A 20534-nucleotide genomic window follows, 5' to 3' on the forward strand; every position below is an offset into this window, starting at 1 on the left:
TTTTACCAACTGCAGGCCTAGCGGTCATTCATAATAAAAACTGCCAAAACCTGATCCGGTACTACCCCCAATTCGTTGACCGCGCTCAGTATCCCATTTGCCAGGATTAATTTATTCGCCGCTTTGTCCCCGCTTTGGATAATTTGTTTTGACGCATCCCCCAAGGGAGTAATGCGGAGCACACCGTTTAGCGCCTGAACACTAAACGAACTGGTAGTATTTCCTACCTTCATATCGAAAATAGCAGCAGGGCCGGCATCACCCTCCAACGCTGGCGGCGGGGGAGCGTTCTGCCCGCTGGGTATTACCGTCAGACTGGATTGATTGTAGCTGACATCATATAATCCTTCCGCATTGACTCCGCTGCTGTTCCTGGTAAACACCGGAATACTGATCCCCTCTTTACGCGGCGTCAAATCGCCAAAATCATCTGTCTGTTTATTGCCGTCGGCACCGACGCTCCCAAAGTTCACAGTCACAGAACCGCTGCTACCCGGCCCAAAGTTGATGGATGGACCCGTATTGCTGCTATTTCCTTGACCGGGTGAGGTGCCACCCTGATTGCCGGGGGTGGGTGATTTTCCTCCTTGGTTACCGGGGTTTGAAGCATTACCGGTGGCATCCTTTGCCGGCTGGGGCAGACCCGTTATGGACAGCGCCGTTGCATTGCCGGGATCCTGCTGAAAAACATAGTTGCCAAAATTAGCTGATAAACCGCTGCCATCAATGGCGTACTTGCCGATACTGCTAGTCGCTGTAGCCGGACTGTCGAAGCTTAGGCTTCCGCCGGTAGCGCTGCTTACGGTTTCCCCGTTTTTGAATCCTGTTACCGTACCGGTAAAACCGGGATTGGGAAGCCCTATATTCCGGGTTGCGGCATCGGCTACGTAAGTCAAAGTAGCCGGAGTAATGGTTAAAGCGCCATTCTGGTAACTTAAAGCATAGTTAGCTGCCGTTGCTCCCCCCGGAACAATGTCATAAGTTCCCACATTGCTGGCAGACCCGGCTGCGGTTCCGGCCGTCAGACCGCTCAGCACACTGGCTCCCTCTTTATTTTTAAACCCGCTGTAACTGAACGTCCAGTCCGGATTGGCATCGCCGTAAAGCCGGGTTTTGCTGTCGGCTGTAATGGTCAGCGGTGCTTTGTCGATAGTAAAAGGATTTTCGATATAAGTAATGGCGTAATTCGGATTGTTCAGTGTTCCCTGGTTAATGCCATAACTGCCGGCGTTCTCGCCGCTGACTCTCGTCAGTGCTCCGCTGAAGCTGTCGCTGTTGACCAGATTCGTCGCCGTATAGGTATACGCCGCCGGATCGCTTTCTCCGTAGGTCTTGTGCTGTCCGGCATCAACGGTTACTGTGGTCGGCCGCTGAGTAACAGTCAAATCGCCGGGAACATAGCTGATGGTATAGTTGCTGGCTGCAGCCCCGGAGCCGCTGATCGCGTACGAACCAACATTGCTGGTGGCCGTCGCCGGAGTTGCCAGGCTGAGACCGGATATTACACTATTGGAATCACTGTATTGGAATCCGTTATAGCTGGCTGTCAGCGCCGGATTGGCATCGCCGTAAATCCGGCTCTTGCTATCGGCCGTGATGGTCAGCGCCGCTTTATCGATGGTAAACGTATTTCCCACATACGTAATAGCGTAGTTCGGATTGTCCAGCGTTCCCCGGTTGATCGCGTAATGGTCGGCGTTTTCGCCGCTGTCTCTCGTCAGTGCTCCGCTGAAGCTATCGCTGTTGACCAGGTTCGTCGCCGTGTAGGTATAGGCCGTTGGATCGCTTTGCCCGTAGGTCTTGTGTTGATTGGGATCTGCCGTTATCGTGGTGGGACGCTGATCTACTGTCAATGTGCCTGAAGCATAGCTGATGAGATAGTTGCCGCTGCTGCCGCTGCTGAAGGTTTGTCCTGACGGGGTCAGTGCAGCAGTAGAGCCTGCCCCACTATGGGTATCGAGCACTTGGCTGGCGTTTACGGTCACACTGCCAACGGTATCCCCATTGACCAGCCCTAAACCTGATCCCGCTGTCCCGGTCGATGCTGCTGCCGTAAAGGCCGGATTGGTATCACCGTAATGACGGGTGATGTTGTCTGCCGTGATTACCAACGGGCGCTGACTTACGGTCAAGGTTCCGTCTACATAGCTGATGGTATAGTTGCTGGCTGCAGCCCCCGAGCCGCTGATCGCGTATGGACCCACATTGCTGGTAACCGTCGCCGGAGTTGCCAGGCTGAGACCGGTGACTACGCTGGCGGAATCCCCATTTGTCAAACCGCTGTAGCTGGCTGTCAGCGCCGGATTGGCATCGCCGTAAATCCGGGTTTTGCTGTCGGCCGTGATCGTCAGCGCCGCTTTATCGATGATAAACGGATTTCCCACATAAGTGATAGCGTAGTTCGGATTGTCCAGCGTTCCCCGGTTGATCGCGTAACTGCTGACGTTTTCGCCGCTGTCTCGCGTCAGTGCTCCGCTGAAGCTATCGCTGTTGACCAGGTTCGTCGCCGTGTAGGTATAGGCCGTCGGATCGCTTTGCCCGTAGGTCTTGTGTTGATTGGGATCCGCCGTTATCGTGGTGGGACGCTGATCCACTGTCAATGTGCCTGGAGCATAGCTGATGGTATAGTTGCCGCTGCTGCCGTTGCTGAAGGTTTGTCCTGACGGGGTCAGTACAGCGGTAGAGCCTGCCCCACTATGGGTATCGAGCACTTGGCTGGCGTTTACGGTCACACTGCCAACGGTATCCCCATTGACCAGTCCTGAACCTGATCCCGCTGTCCCGGTCAATGCTGTAGCCGTAAATGTCGGATTGGTATCGCCGTAGTGACGGGTGATATTGTCTGCTGTAATGGTCAGCGGACGCTGATTTATGGTCAAGGTTCCGTCTACATAGCTGATGGTATAGTTGTCAATTGTACCGCTGCTAAAGTGGGCTGCTGACGGAGTAATACTTGCCGTTCCCACTCCCGTGTTCAGCGCAGCGTTGACCGTATCCGTTACACTGGTTACGCTATCACCGTTAACTAAGCCGCTGCCGGAACCGACTGCTCCGGTTGCTGCCGTAAAGGCAGTAACCGTCGGGTTATTATCACCGTACAGGCGGCTGGCACCACCGGCTGTAATTGTCAGCGGACGCTTATCGACACTCAGCGTCCCATTAGTATAAGTGATGTCGTAGTTTCCAATGCTGCCGCTGCCAAACACAGCGGCTGAAGGAGTTAAACTCGTGCTTGAACCAGCTGAGGTACTCGTATCAAAGCTTGCCCCAGGGGTAATCGTTACACCTGTTACCGTATTGCCGTTCACTAGACCTCGGCTGGTTCCTGTGCCATCCAGCGCTACAGTGTACCCAAAACTGTCATTGGGATCGCCATAGTGGCGGGTTTGGCTATATGCCGTTATTGTCAACGGACGTTGATTAATTGTAAAGGGTCCGTCCACGTAGTTAATCGTATAGTTACTGGCAATCCCGCCACTGCCAAAGGTTGCTGCCGAAGATGTAACCTTGTAGGTTGAGCCGACATCTGTAGTCTTATCAACAGCTGCAGTATGGCTTGCGTCTGTCCAAATTGAATTTGTTACGCCGATTACTTTCTCGCTGCCGGCCAGCCCTGTGCCAACTCCCGGGGCTGTTACTGTAAAACCGGTTATTGTGGGGTTGGAATCTCCGTAAACCTTGCTGGAATCTGCCGCCGTAATCGTCAGCGGCCGGGCGGTAATGCTGCCGGGAGCCGTTATATAGGTGATATTATAGTTGCTGTTGCCTGAGCTGATCGCTATCAGCGGATTCATTGTCGTGGCGGTAAGAACGTCTTTGCTGTTATAGGTTTCACTATAAGTAGCGGTATCAACAACTCTCTTACTTGCCAGTGAGCCGCTGGTGATGGTCGGGACTTCGCCTTTTGTCGCAGCATTGGTTCCGTCATATACCTTGGACGCTGTGCTGGCGGTAACGGTAATGGGGCGCTTGGTGATCGCAAAATTAGCCACTGTCGAAGTGATGGTATAGTTAGCTGTGGTATCCACAAGGCTAACCGAATCCCTTACTTTAATGTTAGCCACGGAAAAAGCATAATTGTTCACCGTTTCTCCGGCAACACGACTCATAGTTCCAGTTACTTCTTCACCGGTTGCTGTATTTAGAGAAACGTAACTCAATCCGGGATCAAATTCTCCGTATACCTTTGTCGCATTGTCGGGAGTTACCGTCAACGCCCGCTTATTGATAACAAAGGCTCCGTCAGCATAGGTGATCACATAATTGCCGCTGCTGCCGCTGCTGAAGCTAGCGGCGGAAGGCGTAACGAGGTATGTCCCTATTCCGGTCTTCTCGACAATCGAATTATCCGTTGTCCCGCCGGTATGCAGTGTATTTGTCACACTGCTGATGTTGTCCGTACCTGCCATACCGCGGCTTGTTCCAACGCCATTAGCGGCAACAGTAAAGCCGCTGACAGTCGGGTTAGAGTCCCCGTAGGTTTTGCTGCTGCTGGCGGCGGTGATGGTGATCGGCCTGAGGTTTATTGCCAAAGTGCCGTCCAGATAATGGATCTCGTAGTTGCCGGCAATTCCGCCATTAGCAAAGACCGGCGCCGTGGACGCCACTGTATAGCTGCCATGATCGGTTGTATCCGTCACTTGGCTGCTATGAGTCGCTCCATCGGTATAAAAGGTATTGGTCACATCGCTGATTTTTTCTCCCCCGGCCATACTCATCATCGATTTACCGTCTACTGTCTGACCGACAGCTACCTGGCTGAACTTCCCGCTGCTGTCATAAGTCACGGTGCTGTTCGCATCGCCGTAAGTCTTGCTGCCGCTGCCGGCTTGTATCCCAATGGGCCGCGGCGTAATATCAGCGGTTGTGGTATAGGTATTGGCATTGCTGAGGCTGTAGTTGCCGGCAGCGCTTCCCCCAAGTGTCAGGCCCTGAATATAAACGGTCTTGCCGACTGCTGCATTTTTATCCACGAAGACGCCCTGGCTTGGCAAAGCAACAGTGACATTGGCTGAATCTGAGGGAACCACTCCGGTTAGCGTAGCTCCGCCGCCATAAATCACTGCCGCCGTCGTTGCGTCATACACCTTACTGGCCGCGGTAATGGTGCCGCTGGTCACGGTGATCGGCCTTTTGTAGATGGTATAGGTTCCCGGATCGACGGTGACAATGTAATTGGTACCGCCGCTTAATGTTCCATTGCCAATCCCGCTGGTATACGTACCCGCATTCGTGTATGTACCCTGGAAGGCAAGCTGCCCGGTAATGATACTGGCTGCAGTATCCGTGTTATAGAAGCTGCCGCTGGTCACTGTATAGTCCGTTCCTGCATGCCAATTTGTCGGCGCAGTTGATGTTCCGTCATATACTTTGGCGGCATCGTCGGCTTTGACAGTAATTGGCCGCTGTTTAATCGTCAAAGGAACCGTGGTACTGCCCTTGATAATATAACCCATTGGCGTAACCGTTTGATCTGTCGTCTTAACCTGATAAAGAGTATTATTATCGGCATAAGTTCCTGCATTCGTATTAATATCCGCACTGGTCTGGATGTTTTGTGTTTGTGTGATTCCCAAACTGGCCGAAGTATCACTGTCAATATATCCCGCAAAGGTAAACTGAATTGTAGGATTATCGTAGCCATAGGTACGGGTAGCAGCTGTTGGCGTCAAAAACGGCGCATAGGCATAGAGAAAGGCACGCTTTGATCCGGCCGGTGCAATCGGCAGCGGAGCAACGGAAGCCGGTGCATCGGCATTAAAGGTATAACCGTAATATTTATAATCCCGCGTCAAGTTTCCAATTACATCGGTAGCGCTTGACTGGGCGCTGTCAATACTTTTGTCGTCAATCGGGCTGTAGGAATAGACCAGCCAGCGGCCGCTGCCGGGATTTAGTGCCGGATTTTGGGCAGTTCGCCCGCTGTTATTGTAAAAATGCTTGTACAAGCCTTCCGCCGACAAATAAATGTCCGCTGCCCCGCCGGTTGTAATCTGAGCGCCGCTGGCAAGGGTAAGATCACCGCTGGTGCGAATAAGCACCGGCTGAGCGGCTGACGTATTATCATTGGCGGTATTGTCGCTGATTTGACCGTTAACCGTCAAGCATCCGGCCGCGCCAATCGTAATCCCGGTGTAAGCGGAGGATGTTCCCAAAGTATGAATCGTATTGTAAAAGGTCGTAACCTTGGACACCGAATCCGTAGTGCTATGGCTAAAGTCAATGGCACTTTGGGTGGATACGGCGGTTAAAGTTCCCACACCCGTCAAGGTTCCCGTCGAACCGTCAATCTTACCAAAGGAAGTGATATCGAGATCCTTGCCGCCCATGGTCAGAGTGCCGCTTACCGTCACGGAACCGCCGGACAGCGGACTCTCGAGAATCAGCTTGTCCGGAGAGGTAAAGGTATTCACGACAATAGGATTGGACCCGTCACTGCGGCCCACGGTAATATTGTTGAAAGTAGTGGACACCACATTGTTAAAGGTCGGCGAATCAATCTGCAGCCCGCCGCTGCCGCCGGTTCCCAGGGCAATTCGGGTGGTGGTATCCTGCGCCTGCAGGTTTAACGTTCCGGTGCCGGTAATGCTGCCGCCGTTACTGAAGTCCATAGCACTTCCGGCTAAAGTCACCGCTCCGCTGCCGCCACTAACCAAGGAGTTAGCCTTCGTCGTAATTGTGCCGGCATTGATCGTAATCGGCTGGCTGGTGACAGAATTGTCAATTCCGCCGGTTGTGCCATTGCCAATGACGACCGTTCCGCCGCTGGGTGACTGGATGGTAACCGGGTCGGTAAAGGTCACGGCATTGTCCACCGTCACTGTACCGGTACCGCTGCCATGGCCGAGATTCAGCATCGTGAAGCCGTCAGCAAAAGTCTGGGCCCCGCCGGAGAACAAGCTTCCCGGCAATTCAAGGGAATTTCCTCCGCCCCCGCCGATGCCAACCCCAGTTGCAGGTCTAAGCGGACGAACATTGAGAACGCCGCTGCCCTTCACCCGGGAAGCGGAATCCAGGCTCATTACATCCGCCGTCAGAGTAATATTGCCTGACGGGGTAGCACCGGTCATCGAAATCACGGCAGAAGAACCGGTAGTCCTTAAGGTCCCTCCGGCCTGCAGGCTGATGGCGGTGCTCACGCCATTAGTCAGATTATTGGCTCCGTTAACCGATGTAACCGGCTGGGCTACAGTCAGTGAACCGTCGCTTGCGACCACAATATCGCCGCTAGACTGAACCGCACCCGATCCGGTCTGGGCATACGTCGCGGTGATGCCTTGCGTTCCATTGACGGTGCCAACAGTTAAGTCCGCACCATTATGGAAGTTCAGCGAACCGACATTCGCTGCCAAGACACCCACAGCATTGCTGGCGGTGCCAAAATTATAGTTTACTTGCTTATTGGCCGAGCTTCCACCCAATAAGTCCAGATTAGCTGCGGTAATAACACCTTCCGCTGTCTGGTCAGCCCCGCCGGAGGCGTTCATCGTGATGGTCTGGCCGGCATCGGACAAGGAAGCATTCACATGAATCTTGCCGCCGGTGGAATTGGACGAGGTCAAGACATCCAAATCGGTATGCAGGATGAGCCCTGTATTGGTAACCGTAATATTGCCGCTGCCATCGCTGCGGCCGATGGTGACCTTGGCAAATCCTCCGGTATCCGTATTTAAAGCGCCTGTTTTATTGGTTGTCCCATCATAAAACAGGTTTTGCGGCAGATTCAAATCATAGCCGCTGTCTGTTCCCACGCCGATGGATTCCCCGGAATCAAAGGGCTGCAGGAATAAGCCATGGGTACCGGTAATGCTCTTGCCGCCGCTGTTTAAGGCAAAGGTATGCCCTGACAAGGTGATATCGCCGTTGCTGCTGCTGAGCTGGGCGCCGCTTTCGGTAGTAATCGTGCCGCCCCAGACATTGATGTTCTGGTTCGCTGCAATGGTTCCCTTGATATCCACGTTGCCGCTGGAAATAGCGGCAATAGTGATATTATCGGTGCTGGGAAATAGGGCATTATTCATGGTTACACTTTGAGCCGAATACGTCGAGCCAAAGGTGATCGAGTTGGTATAGCTGCCGGTGAATACCCGGGCGGTGCCGCTGAAGCCGGTTGTTCCTTCCGGCCGGTCCGTGCTGTTGCCGTCAAAATAGCCGTTGGGAATGAGCAAATTGGTCGCGGCGCTAGCGCCACTGATATCCCCCACCACCATGCCGGTGCTGCTGCTATAGGGATGAAGCTGCAGCGAACCGGTGCCGGTAACATGGGCCAGTGAGCCAAAATTCATGGTATTGGCCTGCAGTCGTACACTGCCGCTAGGATCTATGGTCGAGTTGGCGGCCGCATCCAAGGAAATGCCTTCCAGTGCCAAGCCACCGGCAAAATGGGCGGTATTGGTCACGGTAATATCCTGGGTACTGTTGCCGCCGATAGTATAGCCGCCGAAACCGCTGAATACCTTCTCGGCTCCGTTAAACATCTTGTCGCCAAACTGCAGGTGGTTGGCTGTTCCGGCGGTAAAGTCGGTGCCTAAATCCACCACAGTGCTGCTGGCAAAGGGACGCAGGTACAGCGTATTTCCTGTTCCTTGTATATTGGCACTGCCGGGGTTTGTGTCGCCATCCCCCAGGGTCATGACATCGGCGGTCAGCTGAACATCGCCGGAGGCTGTAATGGCGGCGCGATTCGCCGTGTCACTGGTATCAGCCGAAATCGTTCCGGCGGTTAAAGACAGAGAACTGCCGCCGGTTGTAATTATATGAGCCGTTTTGGCCAGCTGAATGGTTCCGGGAGTTGTGTTATTGGGACTCTGAATGGTGGTGGAATCGACAAACGTCACTGTGCCGTCCAAAGTAATGCTGCCGAAGCTGGCTGGTCCCGGCGTATTGCCTCGGCCAATCGTCACGGAATTAAATCCGTCTTTGACAATATTCCCGCCAAAGATAGCGCTCGCCAGTTGCAAATGAGCCGGATTCGCCGTAAAGCTGCCGATATCGATAGGCGTAGCCGCGTTAAGCGGTTGAATCGTAAGATTCCCCGTCCCTCGAACTACCGGTGTCCCGGTGGAAAAGTCCATCTTATCAGCCGTCAGGGTAATCATTCCGCCGCCGGTGCTGCTGATGGTCTGAGCCACTGTCAATGTACCGCCGGATTCTAAATTCACCGCATCAACGGAAATCGTGTTCCCGTTTGCATCATACAGCCGGTTTGCCTTTACTCCCGATGTACTGTTGACTGTTCCCGCCGTTAAACTGGTAGCGTTGGTCACTAATACCTGATTGACCGTAGCAGCTGCAATCGTGCCAATCTGATTCGCCGCGCCGGTAAAATCGTAGATGGTTTTCGGCCCATAACCGGTATCCCGGCCCAAAAGCTCCATTCCGGCTGCCGTAATCACGCCGGCAGAATTTTGAGAAGCATTGTCTCCAAGGTTCATGGTTAGGTAGTTGCTACCAGTAGCCAGTGGGCCGTTGATGAAAAGGCTGCCGCCGGCTAAAGGCGACTGGAGCAATGTTTTATCCGTAAAGGTGATTCCCGCCGCACCTACGGACAGGGAACCGCTGCCGTCACTTCGCCCGACAATAATTTGCGAAAATCCGTCTTGAAATACCCGGCTGGCGCCGCTACCGCTAAAAGCAGCCGTCGGCAGAATCAGCCCGCCGGTTCCTGATCCTAAGGCAATGGAATCCCCCGCATTTTGCGGATGAATCTCTATGGTTCCGGTGCCCCGGACGCTGCCGCCGGGTACATTGAGGGCACCGGCCTCAATGACGATCCCACCGCTGCCGGCATCCATCCCACCACCGCTGACAGTTTGGAAAGTACCGGCTTTCACCGTAATATTCTGATCGGTGGCAGCATTATTGAGATTGGCAGTCGTCGCTAAAGCAACCGTACCGCCGCTGGGCGACTGTAGCACAACCGGATCGTGAAAAGTCACAGTGCCGTCTACTGTAACGATGCCGCTGCCGGCATCTTGTCCGATGGTAATGGAGCTAAAGCCATCCTGGAACACCGGACTGCCATCAAATAAGCTGCCTGCCAGGTTCAAGCCGCTGCCGGTGGCTCCACCCACATTTACAGCTTTGCTAACAGTCAGCGGCTGCACTTGCAGCGTCCCTGTGCCGCTGACCGTCGTACCGCCGGGACTGCCGCTAAAGGCCATGCTGTCTCCGGTTAGGGTAATAGCGCCGCTGCCGGCTGCCAAGCTACTGACCCCTGTAGTCCTAAGAATTGCACCCCTCAGACCTAAAGCACCGTTGTTTGTCGAAATATGAGCCCCATTGACTGTAAGACTGCCTGCAGCCGACAAGGCCAAAGGCGCTGAAGCGACCGTCGTTTGAACCCCTTGATTAACAGTCAGACTGCCGCTGGATAAATTCACCGTTCCCCCGGCAGAGCTGCTCAAGGTAATGCCGCTGGTAGAGCCTACCGTATCAATAGCCGTCGGACCGCTGCCGCTGTAGATCAACTGTCCGGTGTTGGCCGCAAGCTTTCCTACGGAATTGGTTCCTTGCGACAAGTCGAATAATGCAGTATGATTCGGGTCGATTACTTCCAATCCACCGGTCGTGGTGATCCCGCCTGAACTGCTTGTTACCGCTCCCTGCACGGCGTTTAATGTAATATTTTTACTGCTGCTGACCTGTCCGCTGATCACAATGCTGCCGGTGGTTGCCGGAGATGAGCTGACCCCTGGCGCCTGCAAGGTAAGGTCATTCGTTAAGCTAATTGTGCCAACGGTAATGGTTCCGGCCGTGCCATCGGTTAACCCGGTGGAGTTGGAACCGCCGATAACAACGCCGATCCCCGGTTGAATCACGCTGCTAAATACGCTGCTGGCTATGTTCAAAGCCCCACTTACATTCGTCCCCACGCCGATAGACATGGACGAAGTCAATGGACGAATATTCAGGATTCCGCTGTCGCCGACGGTACCAAATTTCCCATTCAACCCCATCGTATCAGCGGTAAGAGTAATCGTCCCCGCCCCGGCGATAATCTTGGCGCCGGAGTCGGTAATCGCGATCGCTTCCTGACTGGCTGCATGGCCATGCCCCAAAGCGGTAATACTAATATTTCCACCGCCGGACTGAATGATGTTGCCGGTGCCGGTTAGGGCCACACCACGATAATATCCATTTGTAGTCTCTGTACCGTCGCCGCTGTTGCTGCCACGAAGGTTAATATAACCGCCGGTGCCTCCGGCAACACTGGTGTTTAATACAGCCCCCTGCAGTTCTAGGCCGGGAGTCTGCGGCTGAATACTGCCTGCATAGCCACCGGTCTTGCCGCTGTTGCCGCCATACAAATCAATATTTCCGCCGTTCGTCAAAATCTGACTGTCCGACTGCAGCTGAATAGTGCCGCCCCACACATTATCCGAATCAGCGTTAAAATCAACATTGAGATTGTTGCTGGTTGACGTAATCTTCACACCGCTGTTCACGATGATATTCGAGGCCGCACTTAAGCTAAGAGTTGCATCCCCTCCAGTAGCTTTTGTAATATTATCGGCAATCGTAATATTTCCTGTCTGAGTACCGCTGGTACCGGTATTGACACTGACATTGGTGCCGCCGTTCAAAGCCAGATTGATGCTCTCTGTGGTAACAACCGCACTGTCGCTCACAGCGACAAAACTGGGTTCCCCCGCAGTCCCGCTGGCAGAAGCCTTGCTCTCGGTCTCAATGATCACATCTCTGGGATCCAACAGCCACTTACCGGCCTTCCCTTTAGGCGCTGCTGCATTTACCGTACCCTGAGCGTCAAGATACTCCTTGCCCGAGGTTTCCACTAAACCGCCATTTCCACCCTGGGAACCGCCCTTGGCGGAAATACCGCCATAAAAATTGGTTGCTTCATTGGACCAGACGATGGCTTTACCGCCATCGCCTTTGTCGATAGCATCGGCTTTGATGGTGGTATCTTTGCCGATATACGCAGCTGTAGCGTTTGCTTCCGGCCCCTTGCCCTGGTAGTTGCCGCCCACAAGAGCCGTACCGCCGCCCTGGCTGCCGGATACGTCAATCTGAGCCTGACCGGACAGAGCTACTTTTTCACCCAATACCTTGACCGTACCGCCGGTTTGACCCGCTTCTTTGCCTGACGCATCCAGGGTACCGCTTGTCTCTACGACACCGGAAGTACCGCCGTCTAATATAATGGTGCCGTTTTGCTGCCGAATACTGTGAGCTTCAATCCTGCCGCTGTTATTAATAACCGAAGACAGCAGCGAACTGCTGGCCTGCCCGGTAAGGATCGCCTGACCGCCATTGGCCTGAACCGTGCCGCTGTTATTGACGGCGGCGTTGACCGCCCCTTGGTTCACCACAAGACTGACCGTCCCGTCGCCGGGAACATCCAGAAAAACCTGTCCGCCGGCAGCCATGGCTGCCGTGCCGCCGTTGGCAGTAATGCTGCCGCTGTTACTCGCCTGATTGCCGAGCAGCACGACAAAGCCTCCGTCAGCAGCTGTAATGTTTCCCTGATTGACAACCGCCCGACTCACGGCACCGGTGGAAAAATTGTTCTTGCCGCTCATAAAGTCGCTGTCGGAAATGCCTAAGGTCGAAGCCACCAGGCCCCCCACATTGACCTTGGATCCCGGAGCAAACAAGATACCGTTGGGATTCACGAGAAAGACTTTTCCGTTTGCCTGCAACTGACCGAAGATATCCGAAGCATTACTGCCGATAATCCGGTTCAGCGCCACGGAAGATGAGGAAGGCTGGTTGAAAGTTACTTTTTCATTAGCCGCAATACTGAAGTTCTGCCAGTTAATCGCGGCTTTATCCGTCGTTTGGGCAATAGTCATAGAATTTGCATTTTGTGTAATAGCGGCATTGCCGGCAGTAACCGTTCCCCCCTGGGGCATTGCCAGCGCCTCGCCTGTCGATAGAGCCACCATCAAAGCGGCTGTCACTGCTATATTTTTTAAAGGCTTCATGATGGCGTTTCTTTTTTCCTCCCGCAGTCGTCTGCGTTCCTGTCTGCGGCGATTTTTCCTTGTCATACGCATGAGTAATGGTCACCTCCTATATTAAAAATAACGAATGCCGATCAGCCACAAGCGGCCATTTTTATCCGTATCGGAAGTTGATGGCGAGCTATTGAGCTTCCAGGCATAATATGCCTTGATGGTCAGTATGCCTGGGTTGTTCCAAACGGCACCGACGCCTGCGCCCTTCAAGGTGCGTGCATTAGGCCCGGAATTGGGCCAGGTATTCTTGTTAAGAACAGCCCTGCCGATATCAATAAAACCAACGAGCTGCAACAGCTCCGCTTTTTTATCTTTCATCGGCACAGTCCAGTGCAGTTCTCCGTTAAATAGCAATGCGTTATCACCGGACGCTTCTCCCTGGGGATAGGCGCGAACACCATACGCACCACCCAGGGACATCTTCTCGGATGAATCAAGATTTTTACTGGCCAGCTGTCCGCTGAGAAAAGTCACCAGGGACAAATGTTCATTCAAATACTGATGCCGGCTGGCAGTCATATTCCACTTGCCGAAGGTCCCAGTAGTTTGGGCGGTTTTAGCATCGTTTGCCCGGGCGCTATCGCTGTCAATATGATGCTGGCCGTAACTATAAGCCAGAGAATAGGTATTATTCCCGCCGCCGCCCCAAGCATCAAAGCTGTCGCCATTGAGACTGACAACCCAGGCATGGCTTGACTTATCTGTCCCGGTACCGCCGACGCTGTCCCTCAGCTTCTTTTGAACATAACCGAATTGGCCGTATAGATTGGCTTCCCGGGAGCGATGGAATGTATATTTATAGGAAATATTGCCGGTATCGGCAATACCGCTGGCATTCAAGCTGGCATAATCCTCGCCCAGTTCATAATATAAATGGGAGTAGCCGGCCTGCAAATAACCGCCGGCAATGAAGAGCGGCTGCTGGTAAAAAATCGAGCCGCTGTTCAAACCGCTGCCGGTCGTGATGCCGTTCAGCGTGAGCTGGTCGCCATTGGCGCTGAGATTATTAACGGTCAAGTCGGTAAACAGCTGGTTCTTTCCCGTAAAGCGGTTGCCGTAGTTGTCTGCGCCAATATCACCGGATACCCCCTTGCCTTTCGGTAAAATATCAAGATACAGATTGGCGGTTCCCGGCTTCCCCCCCGGCGCCAAAGTCGCTTTGGCCTCTATACCGGCCAAATCGCCCAGCAGCCAGATGGCCCGTTCCAGACTGTCTTTTTTTATGTAAGCGCCGCTCTTTACTTCCCCCAGCTGCAGCGCCAGACTATCATCGGCAATATTGACCTGTTTGCGAAAAACGATTTTGTCATACTGCCCCACAACAACGGCAAGTTCTACAACGCCGTCCTTAATTTGCTGCGCCGGCACATAAACACCGGCCATAATATAACCGTTTTTGTGGAAAAAATTTGTGATCGAGCGCCCCAGCGACTCAATCTCAGGCAGGCTTAGCTCTTTTCCTTTTGGCTCGGGCAGCAGGTTCAGCAGCTCTTGCTCCGGAAAAATATCCTGTCCGGTAATATGAAAGCGGCTGACGGATATCCTGGCAGCCGAACCCCCTATTAGAGGCGGCCGCAATGCCTGTTCTACCTGTATCTTGGCCTCCCCCGGCGGTGGGGCCGGCTTGATATCAGACTGCTTTGTCTCCTCAAGTACGCTGCCCGCCGTCGGCCTTTCTGCCGCCCGGGCACCGGAAACAGTAGCCAGAATGAGTACAACCCCCAGGAACAATACCATTTTTTTCACACCTTGCAGCAACAATAACATCACGTCCTTCATAAATTGGTACTTATGGCAGGTCCTTCCGGACATTATCTGGATAAAATATATCCACCCCCCAAAAATCATACTCACGGCTGCCAAAAAAAAATGACTGCCGACTGTCACGTATTATTCACGTGGCAGCCTGGCAGTCATAGATTCGACATCCGTAGACCCATGGCTTTGCGTCCTCTCTTTTCAGAGACTTTGCCCTCTTCCTATTACATTTTCACTGCTTATTTACTACATTTTCCCTTTAATATTCTTCATACTTTAAAATAATCCTTCCTTTTTATCACTTTTTAAATATTTTTGTTATACGAGCACCAATGCGATAACAATCATATCTAGCTCCTCCCATCGGCTAGACAGCCAAAAGCATGTATAATTTGCAACTGGTTTGCCGCATCATTTTTGGAGCAAAAAGAACGTCCCCATGCTTCCCAAACGTTCTTTTTGCTCCTGCTATCTTTCATTTTAAACCAACAGCTTGTTTGAACCGCTTAAGCCGTTTCCGGCTCACAGGAACTTCCTGCGATTTAAAGTCATTCATTCGCAGCAGATAGGTTCCCCGGAACCAGGGCACGATTTCCCCTATTTGCTCCAGGTTCACGATATACTGGCGATGAACCCGCAGAAAAAGCGGCTCGGTCAGTACATCTTCCAGTTCTTTCATCGTCAAGGGGCATTCGAATTCTTCATCCTTGGTGCGAACAAAAACATCCTTCTCAATAACATAGACCAGCACAATGTCTTTCCGGTCCAACGGCTTAATCTTCCCCTTCGCTGTAACACAAATCCGCGTTGCTGACACTGGGTCCGGCGAAGAAATCTTTTTTGCCGTAAGATTGCGGATTTTATGCAAAACATGGCTGAGCTTATCTTCGGTTACCGGCTTGGTAATATAACCGACCGCCGGAGTGCCGAAAGCCTCAAGGGCATGCTCCTGATATGCGGTAATAAATACAATAAGCGGCGGGTTGGGCAGAGCATTTAGCTTTTTCCCAAACTCCAGTCCGGATAGCCCGGGCATCTGAATATCTAAAAAAATGATATCTGCCGGATTCTCAAGAATAAACGCAAGTGCCGCTAACGAATTGGAAAATTTGGCGCAAACATCCACATCCATGCTCTGATTTAATAAATATTCAATTTCGTCGCAGATCGGCTGCTCGTCATCGACAACAACTGCTTTATACCGCACGCGAAACCACCTCGTTACAGGGAATACGGACAATTACCCTGGTACCTTCCCCTGCTTTACTGTCAATTTGAAGTCCATAACTCTCACCATAAATGCTTTTCAGCCTGCTATTCACGTTTTTCAAGCCAATACCGTCGCTGCTGAACGCCAGTATCTGCTGCATTTTATCCGCCGTAATCCCGATACCGTTATCGGAAATACAAATCACAACGTCTTTTTCTTTCCGGCTGATGTTGATAGCTAAGACGCATTGATCCACTTTGGGAAAAAGTCCGTGCTGGATCGCATTCTCCACTAAAGGCTGAATGGACAAAGTCGGCACCAAGACAGCAAGCGCCGCTTTTTCCAGGTGAATTTCAACTGTCAGCCGACTGCCAAAGCGGCGTTTCACAATCTCAAGATAAGAATTGATTTCTTCGAGCTCATTAGCCAGAGTGATAAAATCACTTTGTTCGGCGAATCTTCGCTGCATCAAAACAGCCAGATGGTTCAGCAGACTTCGAGCCGTAGCGGGATCTGTACGGCAGAAGGACATAATGATATTGATGGTATTAAATAAAAAATGAGGATTGATCTGCGCCTGCAGCGCTCTTAATTCCGCTTTTTCCCTCATGTTTCGCTGCTGGTCCAGTTCAGCCAGTTCAAACTGGACTGACAGCAGATTCGCCAATCCGTCTGCGATCTGAATATCCACCGTGGAAATTTCATTCTCCCCGGTTCGGAACATCTTGACAGCACCGATACTCTTGCCATGAGAGGATAAGGGTGCAACGATCCCCGATTTCAGCCGATCCTTGACTGCCGAATCATTCTCAACTACGAGAGCGTTTTGCACAACTGTTTTCCCGGTAGAAAGGGCCTGCAGCGTTGCTTGTATCCCAATCGGACTCCCCACCTTATAATGATCATCCCCCAGACCAATATAGGCAAGTACTTTTTCCTGATCCGTAATTGCCACAGCATCGGTTTCTGTCAATTCGTAGATAATTTGCGCCGTTTTCGCTGCCGACTCACTGTTGAGTCCCTGTCGCGTATAGGGCAGCGTCCGGCTGGCTATTTTCAACGACAACTCCGCCGCCCTTGCCGCGTACAAGGCTTGCTCTTGTCTGATGTTCTCGATGATCACCATAAAAATGACCGCGCCGAGAATGCTTACAATCGTAGTGGGCAAGGCTATGATTCTTTCCGCTGCCCAGGCCGCTTCAAAAGGTTTGGCCAACGTCAGCACCATACCTTTTTGCACAATCTCGGAAATCAAAGCAACTGCAGCACCCGTTTTCCAGGTCAGGCAATGAAATCCGACTTTTTTTCTGACCAGTCCGGCAAAAATCCCGCCCAGTACAGTGGCCACCGCGCATATTTCCGCTGTAAAACCTCCGACGGAATAGCGGTAACAGGCACTGATCACCCCGGTAATAAAACCGACAATCGGCCCTCCCATAAACCCGCTCATAATAATGCCGACAAGTCTTGTATTGGCTAACGTTCCTTTAACCGGAACGCCGCTGTATGTCCCCACTGCGGATAATAAAGAAAAAATAAGGCTTAGTATAAGCCAATGCGGTAGTTTGGACGGATTTTCAGCACAACGTATGATAAATTTGCTTCTTCCTACCAGATAAGCAGCCAAAGCAATAAAAGACATGTTGATACTCAGGTGCAAAAATAAATCAAGGTTCATACAATCCCCTTCTGCTGTGCAATAGTTTATTATTATTCTAACACCTACCAAAGGAATATCAATAAAAAGCGCCCATTTTATTTAGCAACGGGCGCCCCCAAAATTATGATAAAACAGTTTTTAAATTGTCAACATCCAGCATTACATAATGCCCAGCCATTTCCAATAGGTTGCGCCAAAAACCAAAACAAGAATATAAGCGATAATCGTGAGGGGAATTCCTATCTTAATGAAATCCCTAACTTCAAATGTATCGGTACCGTATGCAATCATGCTTTGCGGCGAGTTGACAGGCAGAATAAAGCCGAAGCTTACTACATACTGAAGCAGCATCGTCATCCCAACTATGTTAATACCTGTCGTCTCAACCCCTTGCAGTATGGAAATAATAATAGGAATCATGGCTGCTGCCAAGGCAGTAGCACTGGCAAAACCAAGATGAACAATAATCAGGAATGCCGCCATAACCGCTAAAATAAGCAGTGAAGGCATTGTTTGCAGGCCGAAGATCTGTACAATAATTTGAGCAAGCCATGTGGCCGCTTTTGTTGAAAGCAGCGCTGACCCCAAGCTGATGCCTACCCCGAATAAAATTACAGTGCCCCACGGAATTCTCGGCTGAGCCTCTTTCCATGTCATAACCCCGATACCGGGCATGAGCAGAATCGTAATAGCAGCAATTGTAGTGGATGAAGTATCAAAGGGATGAACTATTTTTTCAGTTGCCCAGAGAAAGAGTAAAATCACTGAAATCCCCAGCAATTTCTTTTCATTTATTGTCATTGGGCCGAGTTTAGCCATTGCGTTTGCTATGGCCGCTTTGCCGCCGGCAATTTCATCGACTTCAGGCGGCATAATTTTGATAAGAACAAAGTAAAGGACAAAAGACATGACGACAGCGTAAGGAGCGGCGGCAATAAACCAATGAAGCCAAGTAATGTCTTGCCCCAGCATTTTTTCGATAAATCCCAGAGCAATCATATTTTGAGCGGCAGCCGTCTTGATCCCGACATTCCAAATTCCGGCAGCCTGAGCCGTAGCAATCATCATGACACCGGCAAATTTACTTTTCCGGTCTACACCAAAGGCTGCGATGATGCCCAAAATGATAGGAGCTATGCATGCTACACGGGCAGTCGTGCTGGGAACAAAAAAGGCAAGAATAAAACCTACCAGTATGACTCCGGCAAGTACCTGATTGGTCCTGGCACCGATCTTAGACAATACAAACAAGGCAATCCGCTGATCAAGCTGTGTTTTTGTCATGGCGGCGGCAAGAAATAAGGCGGCGGCCACGAGGGCAAGTGCTGTGTTGCTGAAGCCGCCGATTGCCATACTTAAAGCCTTTGAGGTGCCGATAAGATGCTGCGGATTGGCCGTATCCGGGGAGGTTCCCAGCAGAAAGGCCATAAGGGTCATAATAATCGCTGCACTAACCGGATAAGATACAGAATCAGTCATCCAGACAATTACAGAAAATAGCAGAATCCCCAACATGCGGTGTCCGGCGACCGGCAATCCTGCCGGTGAAGGAAGTGCAATAACAGCAAAGAGCATTAAAAAGCCGATGATCAAGCCATACCGTTTCATAAAAGGTTCTTGTACTTGAGGTTCACTTAATGCTGTCATATTTCTCATACTCTACTTCTCCTCCTTTTATAAATATTCCATAATTAGAATATAATTAATTATTTTAATTTGCTACAACATTTGCCTGAAGGGTAAAAATGGAATACTGAGAGGTAAAATAGTAAATTAAGTGAATTTTAACAATAACTCATTATAAATAGTACTCGCCTGCCGGTTGATCTTTTCCGGTGCAAATTCTTTTGCCGCCAGCCGGGCATTCGCCCCAAGGGTTCGGCGATAGACTGCATCAGAGCAGACTTTAGCGATTCCGGCAGCCAGTTCATACGGGTTCTCCCCATTTTTTACCAAATAGGCATTTTTGTCATGGGTAAAATATTCGTTCATCGGCGGGATATCGGCAGTAACAATACAGCAGCCGCTTGCCGCCGCTTCGATAAAAACCATGCCTAACCCTTCCCAGCGGCTGGGCAGGCAAAAGCAGGCACAATTTGCATACCAGTTGATCAAATCACTATTCTTAATGACCGGAAGACAAAATACCCTGTCCCGAATACCGAGAGATTCCGCCAGCTGGTAAATCGGCTGTTCATCCCCCCGGCCAATTAAAAGGCAATAATATTCCTCCGGCAGCAATTTCACGGCGGAAACTAACGTATCCCAGTTCTTTGACTCCACTTTTCTGCCGATATGCAAAATACATTTCCCTTGAGGAATTTTTGCCTCGATCTGACGCATAAAATCCGGTTTTATAACCGGATGGTCCACAAGCGAAAACTTATGAATATTAATATAGTCCGGTAAAATCCTGATTCTGGCCGGATCGACATGGGCAATCTTGACAACAGCCTCGGCTACCACCCGGGAAACACAAATAACCATGTCGGCAAACACCAGACTTGGGTGAATGAATGGTGCATACGTATCGTGTACCCCCACTGCGATGGGTACACCGGGAATACGGTTGGCTAAGGCAAAGGTAGCGGCTCCCGCCCCGCCGTATGTCCTGATTACGTCCGGAGCAATCTGCCTGATTGTCTCCCGATACTGCTCCGGCCGCAATCCGATGACCGTAAAGCCATTTGCGACTTGCACTGCCCCTAATTCATCATAGGGAGACAAAAAATAAACCTCTGCAAAAAAACCGCCGGGATTAAAATATTCAACCAAATCATCTCTGCCGACATTGGTAAAATCCCGAAAAGAATTGATTGAAAAAAATACCAGACGTTTTTCTTTCATCACTTCTGCCCCCATGCCAGATACTTTTTTCTATTGTATTCGCCTGTGATTCAAAATGGGCCTAAGAACTTATAGAAAT

General features: G+C 51.3%; 6 protein-coding genes and 1 riboswitch. All 6 genes read right to left on the bottom strand.

What is annotated here, in order from left to right:
• Positions 1-17: 17 nt before the first annotated feature.
• The 6 genes from ABFC84_10025 to ABFC84_10050 all read right to left on the bottom strand — a co-directional run bounded on the left by ABFC84_10025 (position 18) and on the right by ABFC84_10050 (position 20455).
• Positions 18-13019, bottom strand: a complete 13002-nt coding sequence (locus ABFC84_10025; protein MEN6413074.1) for an MBG domain-containing protein — start codon at positions 13017-13019, stop codon at positions 18-20.
• A 21-nt stretch (positions 13020-13040) separates the two neighbouring features.
• Positions 13041-14759, bottom strand: a complete 1719-nt coding sequence (locus ABFC84_10030) for a ShlB/FhaC/HecB family hemolysin secretion/activation protein (GenBank protein ID MEN6413075.1) — start codon at positions 14757-14759, stop codon at positions 13041-13043.
• Between the two features lie 118 nt (positions 14760-14877).
• Positions 14878-14963, bottom strand: a riboswitch (cyclic di-GMP riboswitch).
• A 250-nt stretch (positions 14964-15213) separates the two neighbouring features.
• The gene (locus ABFC84_10035) at positions 15214-15945 is read right to left on the bottom strand and encodes a LytTR family DNA-binding domain-containing protein (protein ID MEN6413076.1); all 732 of its coding nucleotides are present in this window, start codon (positions 15943-15945) and stop codon (positions 15214-15216) included.
• Positions 15935-17626: a LytS/YhcK type 5TM receptor domain-containing protein gene (locus ABFC84_10040; GenBank protein MEN6413077.1), complete on the bottom strand. Its 1692-nt coding sequence runs from the start codon at positions 17624-17626 to the stop codon at positions 15935-15937. The genes ABFC84_10035 and ABFC84_10040 overlap by 11 nt, the downstream gene beginning before the upstream one ends.
• A 141-nt stretch (positions 17627-17767) precedes the next feature.
• A complete protein-coding gene (locus ABFC84_10045; protein MEN6413078.1) occupies positions 17768-19264 on the bottom strand; it encodes a DASS family sodium-coupled anion symporter in 1497 nt (498 codons plus the stop codon).
• Between the two features lie 117 nt (positions 19265-19381).
• Positions 19382-20455 carry a glycosyltransferase family 4 protein gene (locus ABFC84_10050; protein ID MEN6413079.1) on the bottom strand — a complete coding sequence of 358 codons (1074 nt, stop codon included), beginning with the start codon at positions 20453-20455 and terminating at the stop codon, positions 19382-19384.
• Between the last annotated feature and the right edge of the window lie 79 nt (positions 20456-20534).

Source organism: Veillonellales bacterium, from assembly GCA_039680175.1.
GTDB lineage: Bacteria > Bacillota > Negativicutes > JAAYSF01 > JAAYSF01 > JBDKTO01.

Bases quoted from the DNA above. Each gene is read 5' to 3' on its own strand.
- ABFC84_10025 (MEN6413074.1), bottom strand. From the start codon at position 13,019: ATGCGTATGACAAGGAAAAATCGCCGCAGACAGGAACGCAGACGACTG.
- ABFC84_10030 (MEN6413075.1), bottom strand. From the start codon at position 14,759: ATGAAGGACGTGATGTTATTGTTGCTGCAAGGTGTGAAAAAAATGGTA.
- ABFC84_10040 (MEN6413077.1), bottom strand. From the start codon at position 17,626: ATGAACCTTGATTTATTTTTGCACCTGAGTATCAACATGTCTTTTATT.
- ABFC84_10045 (MEN6413078.1), bottom strand. From the start codon at position 19,264: ATGAGAAATATGACAGCATTAAGTGAACCTCAAGTACAAGAACCTTTT.
- ABFC84_10050 (MEN6413079.1), bottom strand. From the start codon at position 20,455: ATGAAAGAAAAACGTCTGGTATTTTTTTCAATCAATTCTTTTCGGGAT.